This window comes from Streptomyces griseicoloratus (genome assembly GCF_014534645.1).
Taxonomy (GTDB): Bacteria; Actinomycetota; Actinomycetes; order Streptomycetales; family Streptomycetaceae; genus Streptomyces; species Streptomyces griseicoloratus.
Map to the genome: position 1 here is coordinate 141,688 of NZ_JACVQF010000187.1, position 17,238 is coordinate 158,925.

17 protein-coding genes are annotated in these 17,238 nt (G+C 70.8%); 14 read left to right on the forward strand and 3 right to left on the reverse strand.

Annotated elements, in window-relative coordinates; all coding sequences use genetic code 11:
* Positions 1–209: 209 nt before the first annotated feature.
* From H0H10_RS14405 to H0H10_RS14435, 7 genes are all read left to right on the forward strand, one after another.
* Positions 210–1,973: a pyridoxal phosphate-dependent aminotransferase gene (locus tag H0H10_RS14405; protein ID WP_188181310.1), complete on the forward strand. Its 1,764-nt coding sequence runs from the start codon at positions 210–212 to the stop codon at positions 1,971–1,973.
* On the forward strand, positions 1,970–2,773 hold the full coding sequence (locus H0H10_RS14410) for a phosphatidate cytidylyltransferase (protein ID WP_188181311.1): 804 nt from the start codon (positions 1,970–1,972) through the stop codon (positions 2,771–2,773). The genes H0H10_RS14405 and H0H10_RS14410 overlap by 4 nt, the downstream gene beginning before the upstream one ends.
* 565 nt (positions 2,774–3,338) lie before the next feature.
* Complete coding sequence (locus H0H10_RS14415; RefSeq protein WP_223179867.1) at positions 3,339–3,845, forward strand: RICIN domain-containing protein; 507 nt, start codon at positions 3,339–3,341, stop codon at positions 3,843–3,845.
* Between the two features lie 693 nt (positions 3,846–4,538).
* The gene (locus H0H10_RS14420) at positions 4,539–4,829 is read left to right on the forward strand and encodes a hypothetical protein (protein ID WP_188181313.1); all 291 of its coding nucleotides are present in this window, start codon (positions 4,539–4,541) and stop codon (positions 4,827–4,829) included.
* A gap of 372 nt (positions 4,830–5,201) precedes the next feature.
* Positions 5,202–5,459 carry a hypothetical protein gene (locus H0H10_RS14425; RefSeq protein WP_188181314.1) on the forward strand — a complete coding sequence of 86 codons (258 nt, stop codon included), beginning with the start codon at positions 5,202–5,204 and terminating at the stop codon, positions 5,457–5,459.
* Positions 5,460–5,554: 95 nt separating this feature from the next.
* Positions 5,555–5,899, forward strand: coding sequence for a hypothetical protein (locus tag H0H10_RS14430; protein WP_188181315.1), 345 nt, complete (start codon positions 5,555–5,557; stop codon positions 5,897–5,899).
* 88 nt (positions 5,900–5,987) lie between these two features.
* Positions 5,988–6,359 carry a hypothetical protein gene (locus H0H10_RS14435; RefSeq protein WP_188181316.1) on the forward strand — a complete coding sequence of 124 codons (372 nt, stop codon included), beginning with the start codon at positions 5,988–5,990 and terminating at the stop codon, positions 6,357–6,359.
* A 136-nt stretch (positions 6,360–6,495) separates the two neighbouring features.
* Here H0H10_RS14435 and H0H10_RS14440 read toward each other — a convergent pair whose 3' ends face one another.
* Positions 6,496–7,014, reverse strand: coding sequence for a GNAT family N-acetyltransferase (locus tag H0H10_RS14440; protein ID WP_309141795.1), 519 nt, complete (start codon positions 7,012–7,014; stop codon positions 6,496–6,498).
* A gap of 433 nt (positions 7,015–7,447) precedes the next feature.
* Between H0H10_RS14440 and H0H10_RS14445 the strand changes: the two genes are divergently transcribed.
* From H0H10_RS14445 to H0H10_RS14460, 4 genes are all read left to right on the forward strand, one after another.
* Positions 7,448–7,954 carry a DUF6624 domain-containing protein gene (locus H0H10_RS14445; protein WP_188181318.1) on the forward strand — a complete coding sequence of 169 codons (507 nt, stop codon included), beginning with the start codon at positions 7,448–7,450 and terminating at the stop codon, positions 7,952–7,954.
* A gap of 592 nt (positions 7,955–8,546) precedes the next feature.
* Complete coding sequence (locus H0H10_RS14450; RefSeq protein ID WP_188181319.1) at positions 8,547–9,791, forward strand: sensor histidine kinase; 1,245 nt, start codon at positions 8,547–8,549, stop codon at positions 9,789–9,791.
* The gene (locus H0H10_RS14455; RefSeq protein ID WP_188181320.1) at positions 9,763–10,461 is read left to right on the forward strand and encodes a response regulator transcription factor; all 699 of its coding nucleotides are present in this window, start codon (positions 9,763–9,765) and stop codon (positions 10,459–10,461) included. Before H0H10_RS14450 ends, H0H10_RS14455 begins: the two co-directional genes overlap by 29 nt.
* A 156-nt stretch (positions 10,462–10,617) precedes the next feature.
* Positions 10,618–11,025 (forward strand): hypothetical protein, encoded by a 408-nt coding sequence (locus H0H10_RS14460; protein WP_188181321.1) that lies wholly within the window; start codon positions 10,618–10,620, stop codon positions 11,023–11,025.
* Between the two features lie 902 nt (positions 11,026–11,927).
* On the opposite strand, the gene H0H10_RS14465 is transcribed toward H0H10_RS14460, so the two are convergent.
* Entirely contained in the window at positions 11,928–12,683 is a 756-nt protein-coding gene (locus tag H0H10_RS14465) for an SDR family NAD(P)-dependent oxidoreductase (RefSeq protein ID WP_188181322.1), read from the reverse strand.
* Between the two features lie 127 nt (positions 12,684–12,810).
* Between H0H10_RS14465 and H0H10_RS14470 the strand changes: the two genes are divergently transcribed.
* Together H0H10_RS14470 and H0H10_RS14475 are read left to right on the forward strand one after the other, a co-directional pair.
* The gene (locus H0H10_RS14470; protein WP_188181323.1) at positions 12,811–13,245 is read left to right on the forward strand and encodes an Rrf2 family transcriptional regulator; all 435 of its coding nucleotides are present in this window, start codon (positions 12,811–12,813) and stop codon (positions 13,243–13,245) included.
* Between the two features lie 111 nt (positions 13,246–13,356).
* A complete protein-coding gene (locus H0H10_RS14475; protein ID WP_188181324.1) occupies positions 13,357–15,468 on the forward strand; it encodes a HEAT repeat domain-containing protein in 2,112 nt (703 codons plus the stop codon).
* A gap of 402 nt (positions 15,469–15,870) precedes the next feature.
* Here H0H10_RS14475 and H0H10_RS14480 read toward each other — a convergent pair whose 3' ends face one another.
* Positions 15,871–16,032, reverse strand: a complete 162-nt coding sequence (locus tag H0H10_RS14480) for a hypothetical protein (RefSeq protein ID WP_188181325.1) — start codon at positions 16,030–16,032, stop codon at positions 15,871–15,873.
* A 383-nt stretch (positions 16,033–16,415) separates the two neighbouring features.
* On the opposite strand from H0H10_RS14480, the gene H0H10_RS14485 reads away from it, so the two are divergent.
* A complete protein-coding gene (locus H0H10_RS14485; protein ID WP_188181326.1) occupies positions 16,416–17,078 on the forward strand; it encodes a hypothetical protein in 663 nt (220 codons plus the stop codon).
* Positions 17,079–17,238: the final 160 nt, after the last annotated feature.

Sequence of the window (17,238 nt, forward strand, 5' to 3'; positions counted from 1 at the left end):
TCCGAAGGAGTTGGAAGCCGGCGTGGCCGAACCTCTGTGCCGGTGCACGGCACGGCGCCGGGGGTTCGGCACCTGTCCGTGGGCTCGGCCCTGACCTGGTCCGCTTCCAACTCCTCCGCTGTCCGGCTGAGTACGCGTACTCAGGTGCCGTCTGCCGGACTCCTCCATGCTGGGGCGCGAACGCCGGACCGTCTCAGGGGAACATACGCATGGACCATGCCCTGCAGCTGCGCACTGCCACGCCTCGGGATCACGACTGGATCCACGAACTGCGCCACCGCGTGTACGCGGAGGAGCTCGGCCAGCATCCGGTGGATCCGTCGGGAAGGCTGATGGACGGACTCGACGGCGACAGTGTCTGTCTCGTGGCCGCGCGCGGCGAGACGCGGATCGGCTTCGTCAGCCTCACCCCGCCGTGGGTCGGCCGCTACTCCCTCGACAAGTACCTGACGCGCGAGGAGCTGCCGGTCCTGACCGAGGAGGCGCCGTTCGAGATCCGCATCCTGACCGTCGAGGAGCACTGGCGGTCCACCGCGGCGGCGCCACTCCTCATGTACGCGGCGCTGCGCTGGGTCGCGGCGCGGGGCGGCCGCCGGGTGGTGGCGATGGGACGCACAAAGCTGCTCGACATGTACCTCGCCACCGGGCTGCGGCCGGTGGGGCGCACGGTCCGCTCGGGCGCGGTCTCGTTCGAGGTCCTCAGCGGCTCCGTGGCCGAGCTGACAAGAACGGTCGCGGAGCGCCACGGCCGGATCCTGGAGCGGCTGCGGTCGGGCCTCGACTGGCGGCTCGACGTGCCCTTCGCGCCGCGTGCGGACGGCTGTGAGCACGGCGGGGCGTTCTTCTCGGCGATCGGCACCGACTTCCGGACCCTGTCCCGCCGTCACGAGGTGGTCGCGGCGGATGTGCTGGACGCCTGGTTCCCGCCGTCCCCAGGGGTCCGCGCGGTCCTCTCGGAGGATCCGGGGTGGGCGGCCCGGACCTCGCCGCCGACGGGCGCGGAGGGACTGCTCGCGGAGATCGCCAAGGCCCGCGGGCTGCCGGTGGAGTCGCTGGTCGTCGGGGCGGGCTCGTCCGATCTGATCTTCCGCGCGTTCGGCCGGTGGCTGACGCCGGGGAGCCGGGTGCTCCTGCTCGATCCGGGCTACGGGGAGTACGCCCATGTCACCGAGCGGGTGATCGGCTGCCGGGTCGACCGGCTCCGACTGCGCCGGGAGGACGGCTGGCTGCTCGACCCGGCCCGGCTCGCCGCCGCGACCGGCGACGGACGGTACGACCTCGTGGTGGTGGTCAACCCGAACAACCCGACCGGCCGGCACGCCCCGGCCGACGCGCTGCGCGCGGTGATCGAGGCCTCGCCCGTGCGGACCCGGTGGTGGATCGACGAGGCGTACCTGGGGTATGCCGATCCGGCGGACTCACTTGCCGGGCTCGCCTCGGTCGACGCCCGGGTCGTGGTCTGCACCTCGCTGTCGAAGATGTACGCGCTGTCGGGGATGCGGGCCGCGTACCTGGTGGCCGGCCCGGAGACGGCCGGGGAGCTGCGACGCTGGACGCCCCCGTGGCCCGTGAGCCTGCCGGCCCAGCTGGCTGCCGTGACGGCGCTGCGCGACCCCGCGTACTACGCGGAGCGCTGGGCCCGCACCCATGTGCTGCGCCGGGGACTGGCGTACGACCTAGAGAAGTTGAACGGGTTCTCCTCGGTCGACGAGGGGGTGGCGAACTTCCTCACGGTGACCCTGCCGCCGGACGGACCGAGCGCGGCGCGGCTGGTGCGCGAGTGCCGGCGGCACGACGTTTTCCTGCGTGACCTGTCGCCGATGTCCCCGGCGTACGAGGGGCGGACCGTCCGGATCGCCGTCCGCGACACGGCGGAGAACGCGCGGATCGTGGCGGCGTGCCAGAGCGCCCTGGACGCGCTGCGCACGCCGGCCGCAGTGGTCTCGGGCGCGTCGGGACGGGCCGCCCGGTGACGACAGTCGCCGGTCTCGTGCCGTACCTCGGCGGGGCACTGGCGGTCGGAGGCGTCGCGGTAGCGGCGACCCGGCGCCGTGAACTGATGGTCCGCTGGTGCGTGTGGGCGCTCGGAGTGCCCCTGGTGACCGCCGCGTTCTGGCTCGGTCCACCGGGGATCGCGGTCCTCGCGGCCGTGGTCGGTGTGGTCGCGGTGGCGGAGTTCGGCGGGCTGCTCCGGCTGGGTCCGGTGGACCGGGCGGTGCTGGGCGCGGCAATCGCCGGACTCGTCCTGACCGCCTGGCTGGCCCCCGGGGAGGTGCTCCGGGTGGCGGCGGCCGGGGCGCTTGCGATCGCCGGGGTGCCGTTGCTCTCGGGCGACGCGGAGCACGGACTCCGCCGCCTGGGGGCGGGCCTGCTGGGGCTCGTGTGGCTGGGCGTCCTGGCCGGCCTCGTATCGTCCGGCGCCCTCGGCCTCGTCCTGTTCGTGGCCGTGTCGATCGCCGACATCGTCGCGTACGCGGCGGGCCGCCGTCTCGGCGGCCCCCGGCTCTCCCCGCTGTCGCCCGCCAAGCGGTGGAGCGGCACGCTGGCCGGGGCCGCGGCCGGTCTCCTCACGCTGGCCGTGCTGTCCTCCCTGACGTGGCAGACGGCGGTGGCCGTGGCGGTCGGCGGCCCGCTCGGGGACCTGCTGGAGTCGATGGTCAAGCGGGGCGCCCACGCCAAGGACGCCGGCCGGTGGCTGCCCGGCTCCGGCGGCATCCTCGACCGGATCGACTCCCTCCTCGTCGCTCTGGCGGTGCTGTTGGTCCTGGCGTGAGCCTCGGGGCGGTCGCTTCCTACGCGGCAAGCGGCTTTGGCTCAACTTCTGTGACGCGGCCACTCTGGGAGTGCGCATCATCTCCCCCGGCGGCGGGCAACGCAGTTTATGGTGCGCACCGTGCGCGCACCCACGAGTTGTACGGAGGCCAGGACGTCGACGGCGGCCGGGCGGTCGGGCGGTCGGGCGGTCGGGCGGTCGGGCGGTCGGGCGGTCGGCTACGAACCTACGCAGCCGCTCCGCCTGGAGGCGGAGCGGGACCCCTGCGCCGCGTCGGCCCAGCCGCTGGTCCTCGACCTGGACGACTCGGTGACCCTGGTCCCCCGCCGGCCAACACCGCCCCGCTCCAGGACTTCCAGACCGCCTCCATGCCCACCACGTACGCGGTGCTCTGACACCGCGCGTCGCCCGTTCGACGCATACCTCCGTTCGAGTAGTCCGACGGCAAAAGCCCCATAACCTACCATTTCGCGGCAAAGATCACATCACGAAGACGAGGAGGCCAGACGGCGAAGCGGGAGGCCGCCGCCGGCCGGCCCGGTCGAAGAGAGTGAGGGAAGCTTCCATGAAAAGGACCAGGGGAGCCGCGGTAACCGCTCTGATCCCCGCGGTTTTCCTTGCCGCGAGCGTCCTGACGGGTTCGGGCCAGGCGGTAGCGGAGAGCCGGCTGGTGCTGGAGAACGTCGCCCGCCCGGGCTTCGTCCTCGACAACGACGCCGGCGGCGGGCAGGACTCGAGCGTTCTCGCCCACGACCGGAACGGCGGGGCGAACCAGCTGTGGGAGGTGAGCCCCGACGGCGGTAACCCCGTTCAGATCAAGCAGCGGATCGGCGGACAGGAACTGTGCGCGGCCGCCGTGTTCAACGGCGTCGCCGACGTCTCCATGCAGCCCTGCGACGGCTCGGGCGGCGTCGTACGCTGGCACGAGATCCGGGTGGGTGAGAACCGGTACGTCTACCGGAACGTCTCCCAGGGAACGTGTATCGCCGCCACTCGGGCGAACGGGCCCGTGGACCTCGTCGAGTGCGCGTTCGGCGACCAGGACCAGCAGTGGGTCAAACGGGTCGGCTGACCCGACCATCCACGCTGCGCGCGTCCGTCAGCCCTGCCGGTCCACGGCCTCCTCGGCGGCGGCGAGCACCAGGTGCCAGGGGTGGGCCTCGGGCCTGCCCTGGCTGGGCGGGGTCGGGTCGGAAGCCGCCGGGCCCGCAGAGCACCCGGTCGCCGGCGTCGCCCACCCCCCAGTGAGCGAGCGACCTGGGGGTGTGGGCCGAATCCCGTAAGTCCGCAGGCCCGATGGCCGGTCCGGCACCGACGCCCGAGCCGGCCCGGCCCGGGAGCGGATCGCCCGGCCGCCTCACAGGACGCGCCGGATCTCCCGCAGCCGTCGGGGCGTACGACGTAGCGCCAGGCGGAAGACTGTGACATGCGGTGCGGGCCTGCTTTCGGGGTGGAGCGTGATGCGAACGGCCACGACCGCCCGTCTGCTGATCAGCTGTCGACGGTCAAGGAGTTCCCCACCTCAAGTGGGTTCGGCATCAGATAATTCCCCACCCTCGCGGTCACGTTTCCCCCAGAGGGATGACGGTCGCGCCGGGCGACGTAGCGGCCTCCGCTGTCAGCCGCCGGCTGACTTCTCAGGGGCAAGGCATCGCCTGTGCGCCAGGCACATCGTCAGAACGGCGATCTTCGCTCCAAGCGATGGCGGTCGAGGGCTGTGGCGGACGAGGCCTGTCCTGGTGAAGGACGGCCACGGCCTCTCGGGGTGAGCTCGGGCCTGCTCAATCGATTCGTCAACTCCGTCGCAGGCGGCCATCAGCGGAAGTCGTATCCGGAAGAGGACCCAGTCCTCCTCACCCCCGCGGGCGGCGGCGAGGGCGTCGAGGTGCGCCAGGCCGTCCTCGGGGCGGCCCTGGTCGAGGTACAGGTCGGACAGATTATGGAGGATCCAGTCGTCCCCGTTGCAGGCGTCGGCCTGGTGGCTCATCACCTCGATCGCTTCGTTCCTCCGGCCGTGCAGGGCCGGCAGATCGGCCAGCTGCTCCCCGGCCGTTGACGGAAGTGACGTCCCGGGTGCGGAGCAGGGCGATCCTCGTCGATGCGGCAGGAAAGGCCATGCTGCCCCGGACGATGTAGCCACTCGGCCCACTTCTGAGCGACGGGTGGTTCGGATGGTTCACGCCGGCCATCCGGTGTCCGGACAGAAACCCGGACAAGGACCTGACCAGGTCGGACAGCCCGAGGCCTGTCCGGGACAAGCGGCGGATCTTGTACTCGTCCGGCGAACGGAGCATCTTTCCTCACGGCGACCGAGCAGCCGTGGGGCGGCCGGCGCCGGTCAGTGGTCCCGGGGCGCATGGTGTCCGGCCTTGCGAGGCGACGGAACTTGTCTGCCCGGGCGTCCAGTTCACGGATGAGGAGCCAGGCTGTGCGTATTCGTCGTGCTCTCACAGGCATTGCCCTCGGAGGGGCTCTCGCTCTCGGGGCCTCCGCCGCCCCGGTCCAGGCCCAGCCCCAGGCACAGGCCCAGGCCCAGGCCGCGGACCCGTACGTCATCTACGGCACGTACTCCACCTACGCCCAGTGCGAGGACGTGGGCAGCACCGGTGAGTTCCACGGGCGGTGGATCAGCTGGATGTGCCCCAGGGTGAGCGGGGGTTACCAGCTCTGGGTCCAGTACCGATGAGTCATGACCTGCCGGCTGTTGCCGGCGGTCGACGGTCTGTCCGTCCGGCCATCGCAGGGGCGGAGCACGAGGCAATTCCGGAGGGGGAAGTGAACATGAGGAACTGGCGAGGGCGCACACTCATGACCGCGGTCGCGGGAGCGAGCGCCGCCGTTCTGGCGACGGCCGTTCCCGCGCACGCCGACTCGATCGTCTACAACGGCTACGCCGAGGGCGGATTCATCAGCTACGGGGACAAGGTCTGGGTGGAGCACTACGAGGGCTCCTACAGCTACGTGGAGTGGTACACGAACTACGGCCGCGAGGGTGAGTGCTCGGTGGGCGCCGCCACGGGAGGCACGACCTGCAACTACGACATGCGCGAGAACAGCACGATCACCCTGCGCGTCTGCACCATGCCCGCCGGGGTGTGCAGCACGTGGGTCAGCGACGACACGTAGCGACACGTCGTCCGCAGGCCGGTTAGCCGGTCAGCCGGTCAGGCCGGTTCAGGACCACACCCGCCCAGGGGAAACGAGGGGAAACCGAATGAGATTGCGACGTTCCGTTCTCGGTGCCACCGCGGCCGCCGTTCTCGGCGCCGGCCTTGCCGTCGCGCCCGCGTCCGCCTCCACGTCCGCCGTCACCTGCAGCGGATGGCAGAACGAGGGCACGTTCGAGAGCTACGACCAGGTCAAGGAAGACGGCCGGACGGCGCCCATCCGCACGGGGCCCTACGGCGAGTGCGCCCCTGTCATCACGCTGCAGGGCGGGTACTTCGTCTACATCGACTGCTACGTGACGAACGACTACGGCAACACCTGGACGTACGTGTCCTTCAAGAGCGTCAACGAGCGCCGCTACTACGGGTGGATCTACGACGACCACCTGGTGGACGGGGGCAGCTACGAACGCTGCTGACCGCCTCGCCGGTGAGCCGCCGGGGCCGGTGGGGGGCCGTCGGGCGGGCTGGTACCCGCGCGTGTGGTTCGCGGGTACGAGCCCGCTCGTCCCGTGGCTGTCGACTGCCTCACCTCCAACAGCACCAGTCTCATGCCTACTGCACGAGACTGAGGCGATAGCGCGTGTACTCCTCGAAATCGGCCACCGGCTCGAAGCCCAAGCGCCTGAGCAGGGCGACGCTTTTGTCATTGCCGTGGGTGACGCCGGCGAAGATGTCGGTGGCCCCGAGTTCGCGTGCCGCGTAGACGTACAGGGCGGCGCACGCGGCTGTCGCGTGACCTGCACCGACGTGGGACTCACAAAGCCAGTAGCCCGTGCCATAGCGCGGGGGGTCAACGGCAATCAGATCGACCCGGCCGATGAGTTCGCCGTTCAGTCGGATCCCATAACGTCGGCTGAGGCCCGGGTCCTCGCTCAGGTGTTCGCGAACCCAGGCCGGGGTGGCCTCACTCTCCGCCTGGTAGTTGCCCAGTCGGCTCAGGTGCTTACGGTTTCTGTCCAGCAGTGCGTAGTAGACGTCTGCATCTTGGAGCGTCAACTCACGCAGAACCAGACCCGGGACGTGGGTCGGAATGTCCGGAGCCGGGCCTTGGGGCACCGCGGATGCAGCCACGGCACAGAACTTAAGGCAGGACCTCAGGACGATCAACAGCGTTGGGAGCAGGCCCTGGGGAGACCACGCTGACGTCATTTCCCACGGCCATCCGCGAGTCCGCAGGCCGACGCGGGCACAGAACAGCACGCGGCGCAGCCCGCGGCCTGACCTCCGTCCCACCGTCGTGCCCGGCCGGCGCACGCATTCTCCGTCTCCCTGGGAGGCTCTGTCGCGGCAAGGATGCGGCGCATGATGTCGGCCCTGTTCGGCCCGGACACCGCGTACAGCACCTTGTGGCCGTCGCGGCGATCCGGCTCTGGCTTGGAGGGTAGATCCATTATCCCCGCGCGGGCGGGTGTCTGTCACCGTTCGCCGGAATGATCTTTAACCGGACTTACGTCTCTAGGATTGCAGGCCGGACACAGAGCACGGATCCGACCGGGGAGTTTGAGTGGCGCACGACGTTGCCGCGCTGGCGGTGGAACTCACGGACATGGCTGCGGCCGATCACCAGTGCGCAGTCCGCGCGAACAGCGATGACCCCGCCGAGCAGCTGGCGTGGCGGCGGCTGACCGCACGGCACGGTGACCGGCTCAGCGAGATCATGGATGAGTACGGCTGGCCGACGGCGGAACTGGTCGGTGAGGAGGCCGCACGCGCGGCATGGCTGATCGCTCAGCACGCCGACCGGCAGCTCGAGGTGCAGCGTCGTGCCCTCCAGTTGATGCAGCAGGCGGTGGCGGCAGGCTCGGCCGGCCCGCGCGAGCTGGCCTTTCTGCGCGACCGCACGCTGGTCAATGAGGGCCGTAAGCAGGTCTACGGCACTCAGATCGCCGGTGTGAAGGACGGGGCACCGGTTCCGTGGCCGTGCGAAGAGCCCGAGCGCATGGACGAACTCCGTGCGGAAGTCGGCATCGAGCCCTTCGACGAGTACGTCGCCAAGTTCTCCGTGGCCTGACGCCCCGTTCCCAGCCTCGTCCGGTGGATCATTGCCCGGGCTTCACCCGCCGCGCAGTGATCCGCCGGACAGTCCGGCGCCACCGGCTACCTCCTCGGGAGACACTCACATCGCCGGCCCGTTGCGGTGCAGTACGCCGCACGAGCGCACCGTCGCCACCATGCGCCGCTGCGCGGTGCGCACCTGCGGGGACACTGCCTCTGCCATCGCCCCCGCCCGCCTTCCGCCCCGGCGCCCCGGCGGGCACCGTCCGTGCTGGTCAACGACCGGCGCCACGAGGCCGTCCGGTGCGGCTTTTCCCCGGCAAGCGCCCCGCCGGTCCGGGCGTACGGTCACGGCACGGCCGGGCAGGTGGCGCCGCTGCGCGTACGTCTTCTGCTCCCGGCCGCTGCCGGTGCGTTCCCGGAGCGGGAGGCGGTTGTGCTCCGCGCGGTGCAAGGCCGGCACGAGGCGGTGGCGGCACCACGTACAGCCCCGTCGGACTCTTCGCTTTCCAGGACGCGGCCGAGGGCACCACCCGGGACCCGGGTCATAGTCTGGCGACCGTGGGCGCGGCGATGCCCGATCCAGCCGTCGACCCTACGGTTGTGCCATGGCGGTGATCAACGGTTGGAGGCTGGCAACGCGAGCCCGGGTCCGCGTAGTGGACGCTCTGGGCGCGGCCGTGCTGTTCGTACTGTCGGTTGTGGCTGCGTCGATCGATCCGGACCAGGACCAGTTCTTGTTGCGGTGGTCCGCCGTGGTGCTTGCGGCCGTCGGCTGCTCCGCGCTGGTGTGGCGGCGTCGCCACCCGTTCGGCGCACTCGCCGTCACCGTTGGCTGCGGCGTCGTTTTTCAGGTGCTCGGGTTTCGAGACAGCCCGCTGGTGATCAATCCGGTTCTGGTGTCGGTCTACAACATCGCGGTGCGGACCGACCGGCGTACCGCCTGGACCGCGGCCACTGCCTCGGCTGCCGTTCTGGTGGGGGCCGCCACCGTGCTCGCCTCGAAGTCGTTGCTGGACCCGGACATGGTGGCGACGGTCGCGTGGACGGCTCTGCCCGCCGCCATCGGGGACGGGGTCCGCTCCCGCCGCGCCTATGTGGCGGCCGTCGAGGAGCGGGCGGAGTACGCAGAACGCACCCGCGAGCAGGAGGCCCGGCAGCGCGTGGAGGCCGAACGCGTCCGGATCGCACGCGAGCTGCACGACATCGTTGCGCACCACATCACCTTGATCAACGCGCAGGCAGGCGTGGCCGTCCATCTCGTGGAGCAACGGCCGGAACAAATCCTCACGGCTCTGGAGGACATCAGGGATACCAGCCGGTCCGTGCTGGACGAGCTGCGGGTGACCGTGGGCCTGCTGCGGCAGTCCGACGATCCGGCGCAGCCACGGGACCCGATGCCAGGTCTCGCGCAGGTACCGGCTCTTCTGGCGTCGTTCGAACGCGCAGGGCTCGCGGTGAGCCAGACCCGGTGCGGCGCGGTTCGACCGCTTGAGCCGGCAGTCGACCTGGCTGCGTACCGCATCGTGCAGGAGTCCCTGACCAACGTGCGTAAGCACGCCGGGACGGACACCGCCCGGCTGTTCCTGCACTACGACCGTGAACGACTGGTGATCACCGTCGAGGACGACGGCTCGGCCAGGCCGCATCATGCCTCCTTGGGAACTGGCCTCGGGCTGATCGGGATGCGTGAGCGGGCGGTCACGATCGGAGGCAGGCTGTGTGCGGGACCGCGCCCCGAGGGCGGTTTCACCGTGACCGCGGAACTGCCGCTGCGGCCCAGCCAGGCACGGGATCGGAGAGAACGGGATCGGAGAGAAGGGCATGACGATTCGCGTACTGCTTGCCGATGACCAGGCCCTGCTGCGGGGTACGTTCAGGATGCTGTTCGACGCCACGGACGACATGGAGACCGTGGGCGAGGCGTCCGACGGGCGCGAGGCGGTGGAACTGGCCAGTGCACAGCACCCGGATGTGGTTCTGATGGACATCCGCATGCCCGAGATGGACGGCCTCGAAGCGACACGGCTCATCAGCGAGTCGGAGGACCTCGCCCATGTGAAGGTGCTGATTCTGACCACCTTCGAGGATGACGAGCATGTCGCCGAGGCACTGCGCGCGGGTGCGAGCGGCTTTCTCGGCAAGGGCGCGCGACCCGAAGAGCTCCTCGATGCCGTCCGCACGGTCGCAGGCGGGGAGGCGCTGTTGTCCCCGTCGGCGACGCGAGCGTTGATCACCCGGTTCCTGGCGCAGCCTGATCCGCGTCGTCCGGCAGCCGTGCACGAGCGGCTGCAGTGCCTGACGGCTCGAGAAAGCGACATCACGAGGCTCGTCGCACTGGGCCTGTCCAACGACGAGATCGCCGAGCAGCTGTTCATCAGCCCCCTGACCGCCAAGACCCACGTCAACCGGGCCATGACCAAGCTGGGCGCTCGTGACCGGGCCCAGCTCGTGGTCATCGCCTACCAGTGCGGACTGGTCAGTCCGGCGACGGAACCGGGTCGGTCCCACATATCCGCCTAGCGGCTGCGGCGCACCCGGTTCTGTCGCCCGGTTCTGTCGCCGCGGTAGAGCGGCGGGCCGCATACCGCGGCCGTGGTAGCGGGGAATCGCTGCGCGGGGACGACGCGCCAGGGGCCGTTCCTGGGCGATGGTGGAACCCGGAACGGAGGTTTCGCCATGATCGGAAAAGAAGCCCAGTGCCTGACCAGGAAGCACAGTGACAAGGCAGCCGTCGAGGATCTGTCCTTCACCGTCCGCCCCGGCACCGTGACGGGGTTCCGCAGCCCCAGCGGTCCTCACCGGACGGGTACGGTGCGGCCCCGTCATCTGACGTCCTGCGACGCGCCCCGGGATGAGCACGACTGCCTTGCCGCCGTGGCACCCCACCTGTCTCTTCTCCGCGATGCCCTGGCCCACGGCACCGGTCAGGACCAGCAGAAGCACGGCAACGGCGGAACCGTGCACGGCCACGTGCCACCGCGGCGGAACAGCGCAGCCCGCGTAGCCCTGGCCAGACAGCTCACTCTGGCCGAATGGGTCAGCAGGACCGCGAGCATCGAGCGACTTGATGGTCGTGCCGCGTGATCGGTGACCGGCGGTGCGTCGTGCGTCCTTTCCGGGGGACGCCGTGGTGCCCCGTGTTGCCGAGGACCGGGTACCGCTCACCGGGCCGACCGCTGCTGATCTGGGTGCAGCGGTACCCGCGGTCCCTGCGGCACGAGGTGATCGACAAGCGAAAGCGGAGCCGTCGCTCGTACGCGGCTGCCCGAGTCGATCACACGGGGGTGTGCGGGATGCGGTACGGCGATGCAGTACGGCGTGGTCGTGGAGGAAAACGCGGTCGAGGTCATGGCGGAGCTGCCGCACGGCGGCGGACCGAGCCGGTGCGGTAGCCGTCCGGCAGCGCGGTCAGGGCCCGCGCGGCCGCCGCGGGCTGCGGCAGTCGCGGGGCGGGCCGGGCCCGGTTCCAGCGCCAGGCCGACCACGCGGCGGCGGCGTCGGCGAACGGGCTGGAGTGCTCCCTACCTCGACAGCCCAGGCGCCCGTACGTGAGGAGCCGTCATGCCCGACACCACCATGCCGCTTGCCGCGATGGCCCCGGGCTCGGCCAGCAGCGCGTTCAGCTACCTCCGGCCGCCCAGGCCGACGACGTAGACGCCGCCCGCGAGTTCGTCGGCGCCGAGCCACGGATGCCCGAGCTGCTCGTCGACGTCGCCCAGCAGATGCTCACCGCGCACAGTCTTCGAGCCGTACGTCTTGTCGCCCAGGGATTGGGTGCTCGGTCGTGATGACGTGCAGCGTGGTGTCCTTGCCGTCGCAGGTCAGCTGGTGGTTGCTGCCCGTCTTCCGCCGGTCGGCCGGCGACGGACCGGTCGCGGCTCCCCCTCTTTCGCGCGCGTGGGAGCCGTCCACGCACGCGACGGGTCGTCGGCGGTGCGCACCCCGAAGGCGCGATGTCCTTCGGGGCGCGCGGGAGGGGTTGCGGTTCAGGCGTTGTAGCCGCCGTGGGCGTCCAGGACCGCGCCCGTGACGTACGACGCGGCGGGGCTCGCCAGAAAGGCGATCGCCACGGCGATTTCTTCGGGGTGGCCCATGCGTTGCAGGGACAGCGAGCTGACCAGGGCCTTGAGGGTCTCGGGGTCCGGCCCTTCCATGCCGCCCTCCATCAGTCCGGCCTCCACGACGTTGGCCGTGATGTTCCGGGGCCCGAGGTCCCGTGCGACCCCCATGGTGTACCTCTCGATCCCTGACTTGGTCGCCGAGTAGTCGGCAAGGCCCGGGGCACCGACCCGGGAGCCCAGTCCGGAACTCACCGTGATGATGCGGCCGCCCGCGCGCAGCACGCGGGCGGCGGCCCGGATGACGGCGATCACGCCGAGGTAGTTGGTGGCGTGCATCCGGTCCAGTGCGGCGGTGTCGGCGTCCGGGTCGTCCACCGTGCGGCCCTGCTCCACCGAGATCGCCGCGTTGTTGACGAGGATGTCCAGGCCGCCGAAGTGCGCGACCACGTCGTCGATCAGCGCCGGCGCCCGACTCATGTCCGCCTGGTCGGACTGGAAGGCTACGGCCTTCGTCCCCTTGCCGCGCACCTCGTCGACGACAGCCTGCGCCTGCTTCTCGGAGCTGACGTAGGTGAAGGCGACGTCGGCGCCCTGCTCGGCCAGCAGTCGTACGGTCGCGGCTCCCAGTCCCCGCGACCCCCCGGTGACCAGGGCGACCTTGCCCGTGAGTGGCTTGCTCATGCTTCTCACCTCGTTGTTTGACCTTCCCGACAGTCGCAACGCTAATTGTTACGACAGCCTGTTGCAACCTTCGCTGTTACGACTGCGCTGTCGTAACATAAAGCGTTGCGGCCGAGAGGAGGGGTTCATGAGCGCCAACAGCAGGTTGACCATTGCCGCCCACGCGCTGGCCTGGATCGGCCTCTACCAGCGCCAGGGCCATGAGGTCGCCACCTCCGAGCAGATCGCGACCAGCGCGAACACCAACCCCGTGGTGATCAGGCGGCTGCTCGGCGAGCTGCGCAGGGCCGGGCTCGTGGAGTCCCGCCGGGGCGTGGGCGCGGGCTGGTCGCTGGCGCGCGAGCTGGGGTCGATAACCCTGCTCGACGTGTACGAGGCAGTGGAGCCCGGCCCGCTGTTCGCGATGCACCGCACCACCCCGGACCAGGGATGCGTGGTGGGTTACGGCATCCAGCCGGCGATGCAGGGCATCTACGAGGGCATCGAGAAGACCCTGAGACACGAGCTGGCCCGCGTCACGCTCGAGAACGTACTCCGGGACGTACTCGCGGCACCTCGCTAGTCGGCCGGTGTGAGCGCGCATGGCCCGCAGCCTTCGTACACGCTCGCGCCTGCGTGTTCTGCCTGCGCAGCATGGGCCCCGGTGTCAGTGCCCTGCGCCATAGTGCCGTCCATGATCAACGAACTTGAGGCCATCGACTGGTCGTCGATGAGCCACGCATACGGTCCGGCCGACGACGTCCCGGTATGGCTGCGGGAGATGGTTTCGACGGACCCCGAGGCACGGGAGACGGCGTTCCGGAACTTCTACGGTGCGGCCCACCACCAAGGGGACGTCTACCCGTGCACCGTGGCGAGCCTGCCGTTCCTGTTCGCCCTGGCCGAGGACCCGGCAACGCCCGACCGTGCCTCAGTCGTCGAGCTGCTGCTCAGCATTGGACGTGCGTCTTCGGAGCGTGACATCGACGCCGTCTACTTCTCGCCCGACGGCACCGAGTCGAGGGCCCACGCGGATGCCGTCGCGCAGATGCGCGAGCGCGCCGACGTCTTCGTCCGCTACGCGGCTGACCCGGACCGGCTGGTGCGCCGGGCGGCGATCGAGGGCCTCGGTCTCTTTCTGGACGACGCCGACCGCGCGCTCGGGGTACTGCGCGGCAGGCTGCCGGCCGAGCACGAAGCCGTGGAACGGCTGCTGGTCGTCCGGACGGCGGCCGACCTCGCACTTCGGCTTCCTGCCGCGCATGCCGCCGCCACGGCGTGGCTCGATGCCCTGGCCGGCGAGACGACATCGCCCCCCGACATCCGGCTGGCTGCCCTCGTCCACCGAGCCCGCTGCACCCCACAGGGCATCGGGAGCGACATCGTGCCGCAGGCGATCGAACTGCTCCGGCAGGCCACGCCCACGCCGCAACGCGCACCCGGCGACGACGCGCGCGGGGCCCGTGCCGGTGGGTGCGCGTGCACGTCGGCCTCCCCACCACCGGCGGCCCAGAACGTCCCACCGCAGATAGCCGCCGCCTTCGAGGACCTCGAACGGCACAACCGCGTCCACGCACCGACCACGTCGCTGCTGAGCGCCTTCCATGAGGTGCTGGACGCCCGCGTACCCGAGCGTACGGCTCTGCTCACCGAGCAGCTGCGCAGTTCGGACCCCGCTACCCGCTACGACGCGATCCGCATGACCCGGGACCTGATCCAGGCCTGGCGCGGTGATCACACCAGCCTCGTCCTCCTCCTCGCAGCCTGCCTGCTGCCCGAGGACCCCTACACCGCTGCCGCGGCCGCCGAGGCCCTCAGATCCCTGACCCCCGTGTCCGAACCTGCCCGGGAAGCCCTGGCCTCCTACGTCGTCACGCACCGCACGGCGCACGGCCCCAACGTGTGGGCGACGCCGCAGCCACTGCTGCGCCGAGCCCACCAGGAAGCCGTCCTGGCGCTGGCCCGCCTCGGTGACCTGCGGGCTCTGCCCAGTCTGCTGACCGCTCTGGACGACGATGCCGACGCCTGGCGCGCCCTGCAGGTCGTCGGGCACCTGCGCCCAGCCGCCGGTGAACTCGTGCCCCGGCTGACCCGGCGCCTTGCCGACGCCGACCTCTCCCAGGAGGGGTTCGGGACGAGCGCAGACGCCCTGATCTCCGCTCTTGCCGCGCTGCGTGACCCGGCGGCCGTTCCCGCGATCACGAACGCCGTCACCGCCGCGGTCCGTCACAAGAACTGGCGCACTGCCGCCTCCGCCTTGGATGCCCTTGCCTCCTTCGGTGCCGCGGCCGCATCTGCCCTGGAAGTCGTCCGCCCGCTCGTCGACGCGGAGGACATCGGCCTCCGCACAGCCGCCACCGCCGCTCTGTGGGAGCTCGAACGCAGCCCCGAGACCGTTGTGCCGAAGTTGTACGACCTGCTCGACAGCCACCAGAACCATGCGGCGGCCGGCGTCCTCGGCCGGATCGGCCCACCCGCGGCGATGGTGCTGCCGCGCCTGAGGACCATGCTGACGGCCGACTGCGAGTGGACCCGGGTCCACGCCGCGGCCGCGCTGTGGGACATCGGCGGCGAGGCCGAGGCCCCCACTGTCGTACAGACGCTGCTTGGCGCCTGGGAGAGGAACGAGGCGACCTCCAACCACGTCGTGGCCTGCCTGAACCGCATGGGCCCAGCGGCTGCCCCTGCCCTCTCCCGGGTCCTGGCGGAACTCGCACTCTCCCGCCGCAGCGGCCGCTTCCGAGGCACCGCCGACGACGAGGAGTTGCAGGCAACCTGCCGCGCCATCGTGACTCGCCTCGCCTGATCCACGGAGCACCTCGTCGAATCCCCGCGGCCGGCATCCCACCGAGCCCGTATTCGGCCGGACCGGCCAGCTACAGCGCTCAGTCACAGCCCATCTTCACCGTCCACGCCGCAGTCGCAGCACCGCCGGGCGGATCGCGCACGAGGTCTACGACCAGGCCGCCGCCGCGCAGCAGACCGGACTCGAGATCCCGGCCAAGCGGCCGAACGGCTGGGAGCTCGACTGGAAGGATGCGACCGCCGGCCGCTGCGCCCGTCCCCACCCACCGCCCCGCGCCGGCCGGGCCGGCCTGTCCGGTTCCGGCTGCGGCGCCGGACGGATTGGTGGGGCAGCAGCCCCCGCTGCGTACCCCTCAGCGGGGGCTTGATCGTGTGCCCGGGAGGCGTGGCTGCTGCCCAGCGGTCAGTTCGCGGTCGACGCGAAGCCGGGCGGGCAACCGATCCCGAACATGAGGCAGCCGAGCGGTACGACGTCGGCGGGTTTGGCGGGGGCGGCGTTCGCCGGGCCGGCGAGGAGCCCGACGAGAGCGAAGGCACCAAGGGCCAGGGTCACGATGCGGCGCATGCTGTTCCTTGAGGGGGGTCGAGCCATTTCTGTGGCTGGGTGCTTCGCAGAGTAAGAGAGCCCTGGTGCAGACGAGGCGAGGTCGGGGATCACATCACCCGAATGGGCCGTCGCGCGCCTTCGCCGATGGCAGCGGCGTCGTTCAGCCTGCGGCCGGGCAGGGCCGCCTCTCCTGCCCGGCCGTCGCCACGGCCGTCAGGCGCCGCCGTACTGGTGGGAGGGCCGGTGCACGACGACCGGTGTGCTGGTCACGCCTCCCAGCCTGCCCCGGGGCCGGTTCGAGGGGCGAGCCGGCCGGAGGGCGGCAAGGAGTGTGCGTGCAGAAACTGAGTCCTCGTGGGGCCCTTGCGGCCGCGACGTAACCCGGAACCGGAAGGAGCCGCATGAGTGAGGGAATCGTCTGGATGGGCGCACACAGCACCACAGGGAGCTCAGCCGGCCTGCCCGGCATGCTCGGAGGGATATCGCTCACCTGCGCCCGCGGCGTCGATGTGGACGAGTTCCTCATCGCGCTGGGCGCCGACATCGACGAGCTCGCCGGGCCTACTCCCTGCAAGGACCTCGTCGTGCCGGCGAGGCGACGAGGCGACCAGTCGCCTCACGTGAATCGAGCGATGTACGGGACGTGCGGCGACTGGGTGTACGTGCTGGAGGACTGGGGCATGGCGACGTGGGCCACCGGCTACCGAACGGTGGAGTCGATGCGGCCCGCACCGGACGAGGAGATCGTCTGCGTGACGATGAACTCGTGGAGCCCACCGCAGAGGATCATCCATGCGCCGGGTGACGGGCGCGCCTGGCAGGCCGAGTTCGGGGAGGACACCGGGGAGAACTCGTCCCTCGACGCCGCGCTTCACTCGGCCGGCGCGGTGTTCCCGTCCATCGGAGAGGTGGGTGAGGCCGCCGTGGTGGCGTACTACGAGGAGCACGGGCCCCGACTGCCCGTAGCGGTGTTCACAGCCGTCGGCAACTACTGCGGCCTGTCCATCGATCAGGAAGCCGTTCAGGCCGGTGATCTTCCCGCAGTCCTGCTTCCCATGGTCTGACCGCCGTTGCGGGGAGATGTACGAGAGCCGGTTCATCGTGCTCGGTGGCCCGGCGGGCCGCGGCAAGGCCCTGCTGGTCTGCTGGTTCACCGCGGTCCTCGCGTGCCGGCGCACCGCGCATGCGTGTTCCTTGGCCTCGGGCGGCGGGAGGAAGCCCTGT